Source organism: Mycobacterium sp. E2733 (genome assembly GCF_001667585.1).
GTDB lineage: Bacteria > Actinomycetota > Actinomycetes > Mycobacteriales > Mycobacteriaceae > Mycobacterium.
Genome location: NZ_LZJZ01000041.1, coordinates 1 through 15257 on the forward strand (window position 1 = coordinate 1; position 15257 = coordinate 15257).

Here is a 15257-nt window from a genome sequence, read left to right on the forward strand (position 1 = left end):
GCCGCCCTCCCCGGTGCGGCCGGCGCTCTGCCCGCTGCCGCGGGTGCCCTGCCGGGTGCCGCTGGCGCCCTGCCGGGCGCTGCCGGTGCGTTGCCGGCTGCCGCCGCGGCGGCACCGGTCCTGCCCCCCGTCTAGACCTTCGGGGAAACTTCCACCCAGACGGCACCGCAGAGTCATCTGCGGTGCCGTCGATCTTTGTGCAGATTGGCGCCGCCGCAGCTCGTGTCGTCTCATCATTAACAATAGAAACACAAGTAACATCGCCTGGTGTCTCCTGGTCGTGGACCGACGACGTTGCTCACCGCCTTCGCGGCGACCGTGGTCATAGTCTCCTGGGTGGCGGACACGACGCGCGACCGCGGCCCGGCCGGCCCGCCGCCGGCCCACGGCACCCAACTGGCCGAACAGCCGCTGGTCGGGCTGGGCGGCGGTGTCACGGTTCGCGAGATCGGGCAGAACACCCCCTTTTCCCTCGTCGCGCTCACCGGCGACCTGGCCGGCACGTCAACCCGGGTGCGGGCGAAGCGACCCGACGGCTCCTGGGGGCCCTGGTATCAGACCGAGTACGAAACCGCGGCGCCCGACGGCGCGACGCCGGCCGGGCCGCTCGAGGGACCGCGGGGGACCGACCCGGTGTTCGTCGGCAGCACCACAACCGTCCAGATCGCGGTCACCCGTCCGATCGATGCGCCGGTGACCCAACCGCCGCCCGCACCCCCCGAGACCGGCCTCGGCTACAAACCGGCGTCCCGGGAACAACCCTTCGGGCAGACCATCTCGGCCATCCTCATCTCCCCGCCGCAAGCGCCGGCGGAGACGCAGTGGACGCCCCCGTCCGGGGTCTTGATGCCCGGCCAGGCTCCGGCCGTCATCAGCCGGGCGCAATGGGGTGCCGACGAGTCGCTGCGTTGCGGCAGTCCGCAGTACGACAACGGGATTCGCGCCGGGGTGGTGCACCACACCGCGGGCAGCAACGACTACTCCCCACTGGAATCGGCCGGGATCGTCAAGGCCATCTACACATATCACAGCAAGACCCTGGGGTGGTGCGACATCGCCTACAACGCCCTGGTCGACAAATATGGCCAGGTGTTCGAGGGCAGCGCCGGTGGGCTCACCAAAGCGGTCGAGGCCTTCCACACCGGCGGGTTCAACCGCAACACCTGGGGTGTGGCGATGATCGGCAATTTCGACGACGTACCGCCGACGCCGATCCAGCTGCGCACGCTGGGCCGGCTGCTGGGCTGGCGGCTGGGCTTGGACGGCGTCGACCCCAAGGGCACGGTGGCGTTGGAGTCGGCGGGTAGCCACTACACCACCTTTCCCGCCGGTTCCGTCGCGACGCTGCCCACGATCTTCACCCACCGCGACGTCGGCAACACCGACTGCCCGGGCAACGCCGCCTACGCGCTCATGGACGAAGTACGCGACATCGCTTCGCATTTCAACGATCCGCCAGAGGAATTGATCAAGGCCCTGCAGGGTGGCGCGATCTACGACCACTGGCAGGCGATCGGCGGGATGACCAGCGTGCTGGGCGCGCCGACCTCACCGGAGGACGGCGCCGACGGTGACGCGCGATACGTCACGTTCGCCAGGGGCGCGATGTACTGGTCGCCCGAAACCGGCGCCCAGCCGGTCACGGGCGCGCTCTACGATGCGTGGGCGTCGCTGAGCTACGAACGCGGCCCGCTCGGCTTGCCCACCAGCGCCGAAATCCAAGAGCCGCTGCGGATTACGCAGAACTTCCAGCACGGCACCCTGAATTACGACCGGCTCACCGGCATCGTCACCGAGGTGGCGGAGGGAATCACGACGCCGCTGTCAACGGAGCCCCCCAGCGGTCCGAGCGTTGCGCCCGAACACTTTTCGCTCCCGGCACACCCGTCGGCCACTTAGCCGAATCGCCGAGTCAGAGCCACCAGCGTTCCAGCACGCGTCCCACCCCGTCGTTGTTGTTGGCGGCGGTGACCTCGTCGGCCGCGGTCAGCACGTCGGGGTGGGCGTTGCCCATGGCCACGCCGTGACCGGCCCAGCGCAGCATCGGTAGGTCGTTGGGCATGTCGCCGAACGCCACCACCTCTTCGCTGGCGATCTGCAGGGGCCTGGCGATCTCGTCGACACCGGTGGCCTTGCTGGTGCCCAGCGGCACGATCTCCACCAGGCCGTTGTTGGTGGAGTAGGTGATATCGCCCTCGATGCCGACATGGTTGGCCAGTGCGGCCGCCATGTCGGCGCTGCGGGCCCCGCTGCGGCGGATGAGCAGCTTGATAGCCGGCGCGCTCAGCAGGTCCTCGATCGACACCTCGGTGTTGTCCGGGTTCAGCCAGGCATGCTCGTAGCCGGGCGAGCTGATGAACTGCGGGGTCGCCGTGTCGTGCGCGCGTTCGCCGATTCGCTCCACGGCCAGGCCCGCGCCCGGGATGACGCGCGTCGCGAGCTCCGCCAGCTCGGCCAGGGTGTCGACGGGCAGCGTGCGCGTCGACAGCACCCGGTCGGTCGCGGGGTCGTAGACGACGGCACCGTTGGCGCACACCGCGATCGGCGCGAAGCCGAGCGCGTCGACGACGGGGCGTATCCAGCGCGGCGGGCGGCCGGTCGCGACGACGAACGTGGCGCCGGCGGCGACGGCGGCACGCACGGCGTCGCGGGTGCGCGGGGTGATGGTTTCGTTGTCGTCGAACAAGGTGCCGTCGACGTCACACGCTATGAGCGCAGGCAAGGTCATCTGACGGTTCCGCGTTCGCAGCTCGCCGGTTTGATCAATGCACTCCGCTCTGGTCTTGTCCCGGCCGGGTCACGCCGTCGGTGCCGTACTTCTGCATCCGCGCCTGCAGCTCCGACAGGCGGATCGCCCGGGAGTCGTCCTGAGTGGGAGCGGAGCCGCCGAGCCGCCTGGGCACCCAGAACTCGCCCTCCGGGTGCGGGTATTCCTCCTGCACCCGGTACAGCAGGCCATTCATCGCCTCGCGCAGCGCCGCGTTGAGCTGCTCGGGTGTGCCGTGCGGCGGCAGTGGCCGCCCGGCGGCGACGGTGATTGGAACCTTGTTGCGCCACACCTTCTTTGGGTGATCCTTCGGCCAGATCCGGTGGGCGCCCCAGACGATCACCGGAACGATCGGCACCCTGCCGTCCAGCGCCATCCTGGCCGCACCGGACTTGAACTCCCGCAGCTCGAAGCTGCGGCTGATGGTGGCTTCGGGGTGCATGCCGATGAGCTCACCCTCCCGCAGCCGCCGCACGGCCACCTCGAGCGCGTCGTGCCCGGTCCGGCGGTCCACCGGGATCAGCCTGGCGTGGTTGATGACGTAGTTGACCGCCTTCACGTCGGCCATTTCCGCCTTGATCATGAAGTACGCACGCCGGCCGCGCTCGCGCACGGCGAGAAGCGTCGGCAGCCAGTCCAGGTAGCTGGTGTGGTTCTGCGCCAGCAGTGCACCGCCCCGCTGGGGAATGTTCTCCAGCCCGCGATAGGTGATTTTGGTCCCCTGCATCGCGACCATGGGCGGGACGATCCATTCGCACAACCGGTAAAAACCCTCGGGCATGTCTCCTCCTTCGCCTACCGCGCCGATCGTCCATCACGACCGGCCCGGGCCGCGGCCTCGTCCGCCTCCATCCGAGCAGCCTCGGCCATGGTCGGTGCCCCACCGCCCAGCCGGCGCGGCGTCCAGTACGCCCCGGGTTCGTGCGGATAGCGCTCCTGCACCTGGTGAAGCAGCGCGGTCATCGACTCGCGCAGTGCGGCGTCGGTCCGCGCGATGTCTCCGGCCGCCGGCACCGGCGCGCCCACCTGCACTTTAATCGGTACCTTGGTGCGGCCCAGAGTGCGCGGGTGGTCCTTGGTCCAGATCCGGTGTGCGCCCCAGACGATCACCGGGACGATCGGGACGTCCGCGTCGATGGCCATGCGGGCGGCGCCCGTCTTGAATTCCTTGAGCTCGAAGCTGCGGCTGATCGTGGCCTCCGGATATACCCCGACCAGCTCGCCCTCGCGCAGCCGCTGTACGGCCACCGCGTAGGCACCCGCCCCCGCATTGCGGTCCACCGGAATGGTCCGGGTGTGCTTGATCAGGAAGTTGACGATCTTCACCTGCTGCATCTCGGCTTTGATCATGAACCTGAGCCGGCGCTGCCGACGATGCACGGCGAGGGCGGCGGGCAGAAAGTCGACGTAGCTGGTGTGGTTGATCGCGATCACGGCGCCACCGGAGTCGGGGATGTTCTCCTCGCCGCCGTAGGAGATCCGGGTGTCGGTGGCCGCAACCGCCAGCCGGGCCAGGATCTCGAGCGTGCGGAAGACCGGCTCCACCATCGATCGCTACTCCGAGGCTCCCGCGGATCGAGCCCGCCGCGCCGCGCGAGCGGCCGCCTCCTCGGCGTCCATCCGGGCGGCTTCGGCCAGCGAAGGGGCGCCGCCGCCCAACCGGCGCGGCACCCAGAACTCACCCGCCGGGTGCGGCCCATACATTTCCTGGGCCCGCTCCAGCAGGTGTTGCATGCGCGAGTGCAGCAGCCCCTTCAATTCCTCGACGCCCAGCGTCGGCTCGATCGGCTCGCCGACGAGCACCATGATGGGCACCTTGGGGCGGAACAGCTTCTTGGGGTGGCCCTTGGTCCAGACACGCTGCGCCCCCCAGACGATCACCGGAACGATCGGCACCCCCGCCTCGACGGCCATCCGCGCCGCACCCGACTTGAATTCCTTGATCTCGAAGCTGCGGCTGATCGTGGCTTCCGGATAGACCCCGACCAGCTCACCGTCCTTGAGATTTCTGACCGCTTCCTCGTAGGAGGCGGCCCCGTCCTGCCGGTTCACGGAGATGTGCCGCAGGCTGCGCATGATCGGGCCGGTGATCTTGTGGTCGAACACCTCCTGCTTGGCCATGAAGCGCACCTTGCGCCCCAGACCCTGCTGATAGGCGGGCAGACCCGCGAAGGTGAAGTCGAGGTAGCTGGTGTGATTGATGGCGATCACCGCACCCCCGCTCTTGGGCAGGTTCTCGACGCCCGTGACCGTGATCTTGAGACCCTGTATGCGCCATATCAAGCGGGCAAGTTGAATGACAGTCCCGTATACCGGTTCCACAGCTGATCAGCCTAGTGCTCCCGGCTGTGAGTCAGCCTTTGAGTGAGTCGAAGTGCCGAAAAAGAACACCCCGCCCCGCGCTAAGCTCGGAGGCTGAAAAAGCCGTTACCCGGCCGCGGGCCGCGCAGGTCCTCTTGACGGCCCAAGGAAGGTGTTAGTGCAGGTCACGAGCGTAGGTCACGCCGGATTTCTGATCGAGACCCCCGCGGGCAGCATCCTTTGCGACCCCTGGGCCAATCCCGCGTACTTCGCGTCCTGGTTCCCGTTTCCCGACAACAGCGGCCTGGACTGGGACCGGCTGGGCGACTGCGACTACCTGTACCTGTCGCACCTGCACAAGGATCACTTCGACGCCAAGAATCTGGCCGAGCACGTCAACAAAGACGCGATGGTGCTGCTGCCCGACTTCCCGGTGCCGGACCTGCGAAACGCGTTGCAGGAGCTCGGGTTCTACCGGTTCTTCGAGACCAGCAATTCGGTCAAGCACCGGGTCAGCGGCCCGAAGGGCGACCTCGAGGTCATGATCATCGCCCTGCGGGCGCCGGCCGACGGCCCGCTCGGCGACTCGGCGCTGGTGGTTTCCGACGGCGTGACAACGGCCTTCAACATGAACGACGCCCGGCCCGTCGATCTCGACGTACTGAGCTCGGCTTTCGGGCACATCGACGTGCACATGCTGCAGTACTCCGGCGCGATCTGGTACCCGATGGTTTACGACATGCCGGCCCGCGCCAAGGCGTCGTTCGGTGTCCAGAAGCGGCAGCGGCAGATGGACCGCGCCCGCCAGTACATCGCCCAGGTGGGTGCGACGTGGGTCATCCCGTCGGCCGGGCCGCCGTGCTTTCTGGACGCGGATTTGCGTCACCTCAACGACGATCACGGCGATGCGGCCAACATCTTCCCCGACCAGATGGTGTTCCTTGACCAGATGCGCACCCACGGGCACGACGGCGGCCTGTTGATGATCCCGGGCTCGACCGCGGACTTCACCGGCACCACGCTGAACGCCCTGCGCCATCCGCTGCCCGACGACCAGGTCGAGGCGATCTTCACCACCGGCAAGCGCGCCTACATCGCCGACTACGCCGAGCGGATGGCGCCCGTCATCGCCGCGGAGCGGGCGAGCTGGGCGCCCGCCGGCGGGGAACCCCTGCTGGAGCCGCTGCGTGCGCTGTTCGAACCGATCATGTCCCAGAGCGACGAGATCTGCGACGGCATCGGCTACCCCGTCGAACTGGTGATCGGCCCGGAGACCGTCGTGCTCGACTTCCCGAAGCGTGCCGTGCGCGAACGGATTCCCGATGAGAAGGTCCGCTACGGGTTCGCCATAGCGCCGGAGCTGGTCCGCACCGTACTGCGGGATCGGGAACCGGACTGGGTGAACACCATCTTCTTGTCCACCCGTTTCCGGGCGTGGCGTGTCGGCGGCTACAACGAATACCTGTACACCTTCTTCAAGTGCCTCACCGACGAACGGATCGCCTACGCCGACGGCTGGTTCGCCGAGACCCATGACGATTCGTCGTCGGTCACGCTGGAGGGCTGGGAGATTCAGCGCCGCTGCCCCCACCTGAAGGCCGACCTGTCGAAATTCGGCGTGGTGGACGGCAATACATTGACCTGCAACCTGCATGGCTGGCAGTGGCGATTGGACGACGGGCGGTGCCTCACCGCGCGGGGCCACCCGTTGCGAAGCTCACGAGCATGAACGACGGCCACGGCCAGTCGTACGACGACGGTTTGGTCCAGCTGGACCGCGCGGCGATCACGCTGCGCCGCTACCACTTTCCTTCCGGAACATCGAAAGTCATTGCGCTGAAGTCGATCCGCGGTTACAAGTCCGAGGGGTTGGGCCTGCTCACGCATAGGTTCCGGATCTGGGGCAGCTCGGACTTGCGTCGCTGGCTGCCGCTGGACGTCAGCCGCCCGTTCAAGTCGACGTTGATCACGCTCGACGTGCCCGGCATCCGGCCCAGCCCCGCCTTCACGCCGGCGCGACCGGAAGAGTTCACCGCACTCCTGGACGAGCTGCTAGGTCAGCGCGGTTAGCGTCGCGCGAGTGCGCAAGGGCCCGGCTGCGCCCAAACTTGTTGTATATCCCAAGAGTTCAAGCCGGAGCGGCGCGCCGCAGCCGTCCGCGATTAATCGCGGTTACACCTTACGAAATCCCTTCGTGGACACCAATATTGACCACAACAACCCGAAAGCTCCGGCCGCGCACCCCGGGTTTCCAGCCGCGAGTGGTGCTGGGAAGACAGCCTAATGCGTGCCCTACCCAGACCGCCGGGGTGACTGGGCGAGTTCCAGCCCGGGGCCGCGGCGCGTGCGGTACGGTTGCCCAGCATGTGGGTCACCGTGCTGATACTGGCCGGCTCAGTGATCTTCGAACCGATACGCGTCGGTCTGGTGGTCCTGCTGCTCAGCAGGCGGCGCCCGCTGTTGCAACTGCTCGCATTTTTGTGCGGTGGCTTCGCAATGGGTGTCGGCGCGGGTCTGGTGGTGCTCTTCGTCCTGAGGGCCACGCCGGTGGTCGGCCACTTCAGCGTGGCGGAAGTCCAGATCGCATCCGGGCTCATCGCTTTGCTCGTAGCCGCCGTGTTGGCCACCGATGCTATGCGGCGCAGGGTTGTCCGCCCCGCACCCGCGGACACGGTAATGCGTGGCAGCGGTGGCGTTGCCCTGTTCGAAGGGACGACACCGAGCGGCCGGCAGCAGCTGGCCGAACGCGCACGAATCTTCTTGCGAAGTGAGTCGCTGAGTGTCGCAGCGATTAGCGGGCTGGGGGCTTCGCTGCCGTCGGCGAACTACATGGGCTCGATGGCCGCCATTCTCGCCTCGCACGCCGCGCCGGTCGCGCAGGTCCAGGCATTGGTCGCCTTCAACCTGGTGGCGTTCACCGTGGCCGAGATCCCGCTGATCGGGTATCTGGCGGCGCCACAGCGCACGCGCGCCTTCATGGCAGGGCTGCAGAACTGGCTGCGATCCCGCGGCCGCCGCGACATCGCCGTGTTGGTGGCGGCCGGGGGTTGTTTCATGCTCGTGCTCGGGCTGATCAACGTGGGTGCGCGGTAGGGGGCCGCGCCTGAACGTTACTGGGCGGCACGGCATCCGCCGGCGCTGAGGTTCCCGGGTGGCCTCGCCCGCGTCGCAGCGGGTCGCCCGGTTCGACGTGCCGGCCGCTCGAAATCGCTAGCCAGTGCGCTCGGCGAGCGCCTGCTTGGCCGCATTGTAGCCGGGAATGAACGTGATGCCGGGTCCGCCGTGGCAGCCGGCGCTGCCCAGGTACAGGCCCTCGATGGGAATCGGCTGACCGCGAAAGCCCTTCGGGCCCGGCCGGTTCGGCCCGATCTGGTTCGGGTTGAGCAGTCCGTGGCAGTAGTCGCCGCCGGGGGCGCCGAACATCACGCCCATGTGCTTGGGCGTGAAGGTGGTGTGCCGGATGATGCTGCGCTCGAAGTTGGGCGCCAGCCGGGTGATCTTGTCGATCACCCGTTGACCCATTTCGACCTTCGCGTCGCCATAGTCGGCGCCGCCCTCGATCGGGAACCACAACGCGAACGCCGACGCGGCGTGTTTGCCGGCGGGCGCCAGGTCCGGGTCGTTCTGCGTGGGTATCTGCAAAACCACCGTCGGGTCGGCCGGGACGATGCCGCGGCGGCAATCCTCCCACTGCTGCTGCACTTCTTCCGGCGTGCAGAACAGGCCTATCGACGCCTGCATGGCCGGGTCGTTGAGCGCCTCATAGGGCGCGGCGAATTCGGGCGCCTCGTCCAGCGCGAAGTGCATCTGCAGGTAACTGCCGCGGTGGTCGGTGCGGGCATATCGCTCGCGGATGTCGCCGGGCAGCAGGGCCGGGTCGATCAGATCGTTGAGGGTGACGTCGGGCGCGATGCCGGAGACGACGATCGGGGCGGTCAACTCCTCGCCGCCCTCGGTGCGCACCCCTCTCACCCGCCCTCCGGACCGGGAATGGTCGACCAGGATCTCGGTCACCTTGCTCCGCAGCCGGACCTCGCCACCGTGGCTCTCCAGCAGTTCACCGAGGTGGGCGGTCAGCGCCCCGATGCCGCCGCGGAGCTTCTTCATCTGCATGGTGTCGCCGTCGGGGACGCCCAACCCGAACGCCAGCGCGGCCGCGCTGCCCGGCGTGGCGGGCCCGCGATAGAGGGTGTTGACGGCCAGCACGGTCATCGAACCGCGCAGCGCGCCGTGCTTCTCGCGATCCGGAAGGTAGCGGTCCAACACGTCGGTGACCGAACCGAACAGCATGTCGTCGATGGCCGACCGTTCGAATTCGTTTGTCGCGCAGGCATACATCTCGTCATAGGTCTTGGGCTCCGTTCCGGCTTCGAACCGGCCCAGCGCCCGGGTGGGCGCCTGGCTCCAGGCCATCAGCCCCGCCATCCCGTTGACGGCGTCCGCCCCGTGCACCTCGTTGAGGTGGGTGAACAACTTGATTGGGTCGCTGTATTGGATCAGCGGGTCGTCCCCGACGCCGCGCACCGCCACCGACATCACGTCCAGGTCGATCGTCGGCAGCGTGTCCAGCCCGAGTTCCTCGACGACCACCATCGAAGTCGGAAATTGGACCGAGCCGGCGATCTCGAACCGGTACCCGTCGAAAAGCTCCACCGTGGAAGCCATCCCACCGGCGTACAGCTTGGAATCCAGGCACACCGTCCGCAGGCCCGCCTTCTGCAGCAGCACCGCCGCGGCCAGACCGTTGTGCCCGGCACCGATAACTATCGCGTCATATTCAGTCATGTCCTGCCCTCCAGCAATGGAGGCTGGCACGGACCCAATGTTTTGTCAATTATGACGAAACTTCAGCTCGCCTCGGTGACCCAGTCGTCGGTGATGCCCGCCCGCAGCGATTCCAGCGCAGCGTGGCACATCCGCGCCAACTCGCCCAGCGACCGCTCGTCGCCCAGCATCCAGAACTCCATCGCGCCGAAAACTCCCGCCGCGATGCAGCGCGCGATCACCGCCGCGCGCAACCGCCCATCCAGCGTCCCGCTCGCCGTGCAGCTACGCCGGTGCAGCTGCGCCTGGATGACACTCGCGAAGTCGGCCTCGACTTCCCGCATGTGCCGCACGATGCGGCCGGGGTCGAGCTCGCCGCCGCGCAGGGCGGCTATCTTGGTCACGGCCTCAACGTCATACGGGAACGAGAAGATCGCCGATTGCACCGAGTCGATGATCGGCTCATCGGCGGCCCGGGCGTCCAATGCGGCACGAAACCAGTTGAGTCCGGTGTAGTCGGCAAACAACAGGTCGTGTTTCGACTTGAAGTGGCGATAGAAGGTCCGAAGCGAGACGCCGGCGTCCGCGGCGATCTGGTCGGCAGAGGTCTCCTCGACGCCCTGGGCGAGGAATCGCACCAGGGCGGCCTGGATCAGCGCCTCCCGGGTGCGCTCGCTGCGCACCGTCTGCGCCGGCCTGACCATGCAAGTACGGTACCCCAGCCATCTTTTGTCAGTATTGACAAAACTTCGGGTCCGGGGTGAGACTGCGGCCATGGTCTCGCTTCTTGTGCATGCAGTTCTCGGGCTCGGTGTCATCGGCTGGATCGTCGCCTCGAACCCGAAGGTCTTCGCCCGGCCGGCCGGCGGGCCGCTGCTCTCCCCGCTGGAATGCGTGTATTACGTCGTCGGCATCGCTTCGGTCGCCCTCGGCTGGTATTTCAACGTCACCTTCGTCCAGCAGTACTCGCACGGCTCCACCAACCCGGTGTGGGGCGAGCACGGGAGCTGGGCCGAATACATCAGGCTGATGTTCACCAATCCGGCCGCCGACTCCGCCAGCCAGGACTACACGATCGCGAATGTGATTCTGTTGCCGCTGTTTACGATCGTGGACGGTTACCGCCGTGGGTTGCGGCACCCGTGGCTGTACTTCGTGTCCAGCCTGTTCACCAGCTTCGCCTTCGCGTTCGCGTTCTACTTCGCCACCATGGAGCGGCAGCGCCGCCACGAACAGGCGCGCGAGACGGTGGACGCCTAGGCAACCGGTTTGGTAGCCCGCCACTTCTGCCGACCGCCGCTGACGTCGGTGCGGACGTCGGTGAACCCCGCGGCGATCAGCCGCCCCGGGAGATCGTCAGGCGGGATCGGGTTGTAGGTGTCGGCGACGTGCAGCAGCCGGAACGCCCACGACGGAACACCGTCGCTGCCCGCGAAAACCCCGCCGGGCTGCAGCACCCGGAACGCCTCGGCGAATAGCCGGTCCTGCAACTCGGCGCTGGGGACGTGGTGCAGCATCGTGAAGCACACCACCGAGGTGAAGTGGTCTGCGGGCAGCCCGGTGTCGGCGCCGTCGCCGTGGATGACCCGGGCTCGTTCGCCATAGCGACGCTGCAAGCGTTCGGCCATCGCGGCGTCGACTTCGACCGCGGTGAGCGAGGCGGTGTGGTCGACCAGCGCCCTAAGCGTGGCCCCGTAGCCGGGGCCGATTTCCAGGGTTCGGGCGCCCAAGTCGACGCCGTCCAACGACCACGGCAGCAGCTGCTCGGCCACCGCCTTCTCCCAGCCCGCCGAACTGCACCGGCGCCGGTGCAGAAGATTCATCGCCATGACATACACGCTAAGCGGGCGTGACCGCTACGGGCTTCCGATAATCTGCCGTGTTATGTCGGAAATCAGCCATCGCGGGTTGGTGACGTCGTCGCAGGTGCTGCCGCCGGGAGCGCGGATCGAGCGGCATCGGCATCCCTTGCATCAGATCGTCTATCCCTCGTCGGGCGCCGTCTCGGTCACCACCCCCGCGGGCACCTGGATCACGCCGGCGAACCGCGCGATTTGGATACCGGCGGGCTGCTGGCACGAGCATGAGTTCCACGGCCACACACAGTTTCACGGCGTCGCACTGGACCCGGACCGCTACCGTCGCGGCCCGGAGGCGCCGGCAGTGCTGGCGGTCAACCCGTTGATGCGCGAGCTCATCATCGCGTGTTCGCAGACCGACGAGACGGAGACCGACGAGCACCACCGGATGCTGGCCGTGCTGCACGACCAGTTGCAGAAAACCAGCGTTGCCGAGCCACTGTGGATTCCCACCCCGGCCGACGGCCGGCTGCGGGCGGCGTGCGCTCTGATTGCGGACAACCTGCGAGAGCCGTTGACGTTGCGGCAGATCGGCCACCGGATCGGTACCGGCGAACGCACCCTGAGCCGCCTGTTTCGCGACGAGCTGGCGATGACCTTTCCGCAATGGCGCACCCAGCTCCGGCTGCAGCGCGCCCTCGTACGGCTCGCCGAGCGCCGGGACGTCACGTCGGTGTCGTCGGAATGCGGTTGGGCCACACCAAGTGCCTTCATCGACACCTACCGGCGGGCCTTCGGACACACCCCGGGCCGGCTGGCCGCGCGGGTGCTCTAGTTGATGGTGGTGACCCGCGGCGCCCGGCTACACCGCGCTTGCGATCGCCACTAGTTGATGGTGGGCTCGAGCACCTCGGTGCCGACGAACGGCACCAGCGCGTCGGGCACGCGCACGCTGCCGTCGGGCTGCTGATGGTTTTCCAGGATCGCCACCAGCCACCGAGTGGTGCCCAGCGTGCCGTTGAGGGTGGCCGCGGTCTGCGGCTTGCCGTTGTCGTCGCGGTAGCGAGTGGCCAGCCTGCGCGCCTGGAAGGTGGTGCAGTTCGACGTCGACGTCAACTCACGGTAGGCGCCCTGCGTGGGAACCCATGCCTCGCAGTCGAATTTACGGGCGGCCGACGACCCGAGATCTCCCGCCGCGACGTCGATCACCCGATACGGCACCCCGATGTGGGCCAGCATCTCGCGTTGCCAGCCCAAAAGCCGTTCGTGTTCGGCCTCGGCGTCGGCGGGCGTGCAGTAGACGAACCCTTCGACCTTGTCGAACTGATGCACCCGGATGATCCCGCGGGTGTCCTTGCCGTAGCTGCCGGCCTCCCGCCGGAAGCACGACGACCAGCCCGCGTAGCGCAGGGGGCCGCCGGACAGGTCCAGGATCTCGTCCGCGTGGTAGCCGGCCAGCGGCACCTCGGAGGTGCCGACCAGGTAGAGGTCGTCGGCCTCGACCCGGTAGACCTCGTCGGCGTGGGCCCCCAGGAACCCGGTGCCGGCCATCACCTCGGGACGCACCAACACCGGCGGGATCATGGGGATGAACCCGTTGTCGACGGCCAGCCGCAGCGCCAGCTGCAGCAGCCCCAGTTGCAGCAGCGCGCCCCGACCGGTCAGAAAGTAGAAGCGCGAACCGGACACCTTGGCGCCGCGCTGCATGTCGATCAGCCCCAGCGACTCGCCGAGTTCCAGGTGGTCCTTCGGGCTTTGCAGCTGAGCGGGTTCGCCCACCACATCCAGGACGCGGTAGTCGTCCTCGCCGCCGGCGGGCACCCCGTCGATGACGACGTTGGAGATCGCCATGTGTGCGGCGGCGAACGCCGCCTCCGCTTCGGCCTGCGCGGTCTCGGCGGCCTTCACCTGCTCGGCCAACTCCTTGGCGCGCGCGAGTTTGGCCGGGCGCTCCTCCGGTGACGCGGCGCCGACGCTCTTGCTGGCCGACTTCTGTTCCGCGCGCAGGGTATCGGCCGACGAGATCGCGGCCCGGCGGGCGGCATCGGCCGCCAGCAGCGTGTCGACCAAGGTGGGATCCTCGCCCCGGCTCGTCTGTGACCGGCGTACGACGTCGGGGTTTTCGCGGAGCAGCTTGAGGTCGATCACGGCCCTGAGGTTATTTCACCGGCTCCGCCCAGCGCGCGGTGCATCCCCGCCATCGGGTCCCAGGACGCACATCAGTAACTTTTGTCACACTCCACAGTCGCGCCTGTCAGAATGGAGCCGATGTCGCAAGCGCCCGAGACGGAAGCCCCCGTGGTTGACGCCCCCACCGCCGAGCCGGACCAGCCGCACGCCGGCTTCCGGTGGCCGCGCAGTCTGCAGGCCCAGGCGACCCGGCGCGCGCTGCTGCTGACCGCGCTGGGTGGCCTGTTGATCGCCGGGTTGGTCACCGCGCTGCCGGTGGGGAGCACCGGGGCCGGGCGCTTGTCCGGCTATCTCGACCGCAACCCGGTGCCCACCACCGGAACCAAGAGCGACGCCGCCTTCAACAAGGCCGCCAGCGGTGACTGCCTGACCTGGCCGGACGCCACCCCGGAGTCGGCGAAGATCGTCAACTGCGCCGACGACCACAAGTTCGAAGTCGCCGAATCGGTTGACATGCGGACGTTCCCGGGCGCCGAGTACGGCCCCAACGCCGCCCCGCCCTCGCCCGCTCGCATCCAGCAGATCACCCAGGAGCAGTGCGAGTCCGCCGTGCGGAACTACCTGGGTCCCAAGTTCGATCCCAACAGCAAGTTCACCGTCAGCCTCCTGTGGCCCGGTGACCGGGCCTGGCGTCAGTCCGGCGAGCGCCGCATGCTGTGCGGGTTGCAGCTGCCCGGCCCCAACAACCAGCAACAGGCATTCAAGGGCAAGGTCGCCGACGTCGACCAGTCCAAGGTCTGGCCGACCGGCACCTGCCTGGGTATCGACTCGACCACCAACCAGCCGATCGATGCGCCGGTCGAGTGTGCGGCACCGCACGCGATGGAGGTGACCGGGACGGTCAACCTGGCCGAGAAGTTCCCCGGCGCGCTGCCCGCCGAGCCCGACCAGGACGGGTACATCAAGGACCTGTGCACCAAGATGACGGACGCGTACCTGGCGCCGGTCAAGCTGCGCACCACCACCCTGACGTTGATCTACCCGACCGTCCCGCTGGCCAGCTGGACGGCCGGCAGCCGCGAGGTTGCCTGCAGCATCGGCGCGACGCTGGGCAACGGCGGCTGGGCCACCCTGGTCAACAGCGCAAAGGGCCAGCTGCTCATCAACGGTCAGCCCCCGGTGCCGCCGCCTGACATTCCCGAAGAGCGGCTCACCATGCCGCCGATACCGCTCCAGGTACCGGCCCAGGCTCCGCAGAGCCAGGCCAGCGCTCCCCCGGAGATCCCGCCGAACAATCAACACCTCCCGGGTCAGCAGCCGGCGGTAGCGCCCCCGGCGCCCGCGTCGGACAGCCCGGCTCCCCAGGCGCCGCCGCCTCCACCCCCAGCGGACGCCGGCGCACCGCCGCAGGCCCCGCCCCCCGCGGACGGCGGGGCGCCACCGCCGGCCAACCCGGCGCCGGAGGCACCGCCCGCACCGCCAGCAGGGGGGTAGCC

15 protein-coding genes are annotated in these 15257 nt (G+C 68.2%); 7 read left to right on the forward strand and 8 right to left on the reverse strand.

The features are described 5' to 3' along the window. Nucleotides 1-264 precede the first annotated feature (264 nt). Nucleotides 265-1899 (forward strand): LGFP repeat-containing protein, encoded by a 1635-nt coding sequence (locus tag A5678_RS09185; protein WP_231983618.1) that lies wholly within the window; start codon nt 265-267, stop codon nt 1897-1899. Between the two features lie 13 nt (nt 1900-1912). Here A5678_RS09185 and A5678_RS09190 read toward each other — a convergent pair whose 3' ends face one another. The 4 genes from A5678_RS09190 to A5678_RS09205 are packed head-to-tail and all read right to left on the reverse strand — an operon-like array spanning nt 1913 to nt 5089. After that, nucleotides 1913-2728, reverse strand: a complete 816-nt coding sequence (locus A5678_RS09190) for a Cof-type HAD-IIB family hydrolase (RefSeq protein ID WP_068041079.1) — start codon at nt 2726-2728, stop codon at nt 1913-1915. A 34-nt stretch (nt 2729-2762) separates the two neighbouring features. After that, the gene (locus A5678_RS09195) at nt 2763-3548 is read right to left on the reverse strand and encodes a 1-acyl-sn-glycerol-3-phosphate acyltransferase (protein ID WP_068041081.1); all 786 of its coding nucleotides are present in this window, start codon (nt 3546-3548) and stop codon (nt 2763-2765) included. 14 nt (nt 3549-3562) lie between these two features. Further along, nucleotides 3563-4315 carry a 1-acyl-sn-glycerol-3-phosphate acyltransferase gene (locus A5678_RS09200; RefSeq protein ID WP_068041083.1) on the reverse strand — a complete coding sequence of 251 codons (753 nt, stop codon included), beginning with the start codon at nt 4313-4315 and terminating at the stop codon, nt 3563-3565. 6 nt (nt 4316-4321) lie between these two features. Further along, nucleotides 4322-5089 carry a 1-acyl-sn-glycerol-3-phosphate acyltransferase gene (locus A5678_RS09205; protein WP_068041085.1) on the reverse strand — a complete coding sequence of 256 codons (768 nt, stop codon included), beginning with the start codon at nt 5087-5089 and terminating at the stop codon, nt 4322-4324. Nucleotides 5090-5246: 157 nt separating this feature from the next. Between A5678_RS09205 and A5678_RS09210 the strand changes: the two genes are divergently transcribed. From A5678_RS09210 to A5678_RS09220, 3 genes are all read left to right on the forward strand, one after another. Next, nucleotides 5247-6797, forward strand: coding sequence for an MBL fold metallo-hydrolase (locus A5678_RS09210; protein WP_068041087.1), 1551 nt, complete (start codon nt 5247-5249; stop codon nt 6795-6797). Continuing rightward, nucleotides 6794-7138, forward strand: a complete 345-nt coding sequence (locus tag A5678_RS09215; protein WP_068041088.1) for a hypothetical protein — start codon at nt 6794-6796, stop codon at nt 7136-7138. The genes A5678_RS09210 and A5678_RS09215 overlap by 4 nt, the downstream gene beginning before the upstream one ends. A gap of 294 nt (nt 7139-7432) precedes the next feature. Then, a complete protein-coding gene (locus tag A5678_RS09220) occupies nt 7433-8161 on the forward strand; it encodes a GAP family protein (protein ID WP_068041091.1) in 729 nt (242 codons plus the stop codon). A gap of 117 nt (nt 8162-8278) precedes the next feature. Here the strand turns inward: A5678_RS09220 and A5678_RS09225 are convergent, their stop codons facing one another. Together A5678_RS09225 and A5678_RS09230 are read right to left on the reverse strand one after the other, a co-directional pair. Next, nucleotides 8279-9853 carry an NAD(P)/FAD-dependent oxidoreductase gene (locus A5678_RS09225; protein ID WP_068041093.1) on the reverse strand — a complete coding sequence of 525 codons (1575 nt, stop codon included), beginning with the start codon at nt 9851-9853 and terminating at the stop codon, nt 8279-8281. 62 nt (nt 9854-9915) lie between these two features. Next, entirely contained in the window at nt 9916-10536 is a 621-nt protein-coding gene (locus A5678_RS09230) for a TetR/AcrR family transcriptional regulator (protein WP_068041095.1), read from the reverse strand. A 70-nt stretch (nt 10537-10606) separates the two neighbouring features. Here A5678_RS09230 and A5678_RS09235 point away from each other — a divergent pair, with 70 nt between their 5' ends. Further along, nucleotides 10607-11092 (forward strand): DUF2834 domain-containing protein, encoded by a 486-nt coding sequence (locus tag A5678_RS09235; RefSeq protein WP_068041097.1) that lies wholly within the window; start codon nt 10607-10609, stop codon nt 11090-11092. Here A5678_RS09235 and A5678_RS09240 read toward each other — a convergent pair. After that, nucleotides 11089-11661, reverse strand: coding sequence for a class I SAM-dependent methyltransferase (locus A5678_RS09240; protein ID WP_068041152.1), 573 nt, complete (start codon nt 11659-11661; stop codon nt 11089-11091). The genes A5678_RS09235 and A5678_RS09240 overlap by 4 nt on opposite strands. A 55-nt stretch (nt 11662-11716) precedes the next feature. Between A5678_RS09240 and A5678_RS09245 the strand changes: the two genes are divergently transcribed. Beyond that, the gene (locus A5678_RS09245; protein ID WP_068041098.1) at nt 11717-12466 is read left to right on the forward strand and encodes a helix-turn-helix domain-containing protein; all 750 of its coding nucleotides are present in this window, start codon (nt 11717-11719) and stop codon (nt 12464-12466) included. 50 nt (nt 12467-12516) lie between these two features. Here A5678_RS09245 and serS read toward each other — a convergent pair whose 3' ends face one another. Beyond that, the gene (serS, locus tag A5678_RS09250) at nt 12517-13779 is read right to left on the reverse strand and encodes a serine--tRNA ligase (RefSeq protein WP_068041099.1); all 1263 of its coding nucleotides are present in this window, start codon (nt 13777-13779) and stop codon (nt 12517-12519) included. Between the two features lie 111 nt (nt 13780-13890). On the opposite strand from serS, the gene A5678_RS09255 reads away from it, so the two are divergent. Then, nucleotides 13891-15255 carry a septum formation family protein gene (locus A5678_RS09255; RefSeq protein WP_068041100.1) on the forward strand — a complete coding sequence of 455 codons (1365 nt, stop codon included), beginning with the start codon at nt 13891-13893 and terminating at the stop codon, nt 15253-15255. Nucleotides 15256-15257 lie beyond the last annotated feature (2 nt).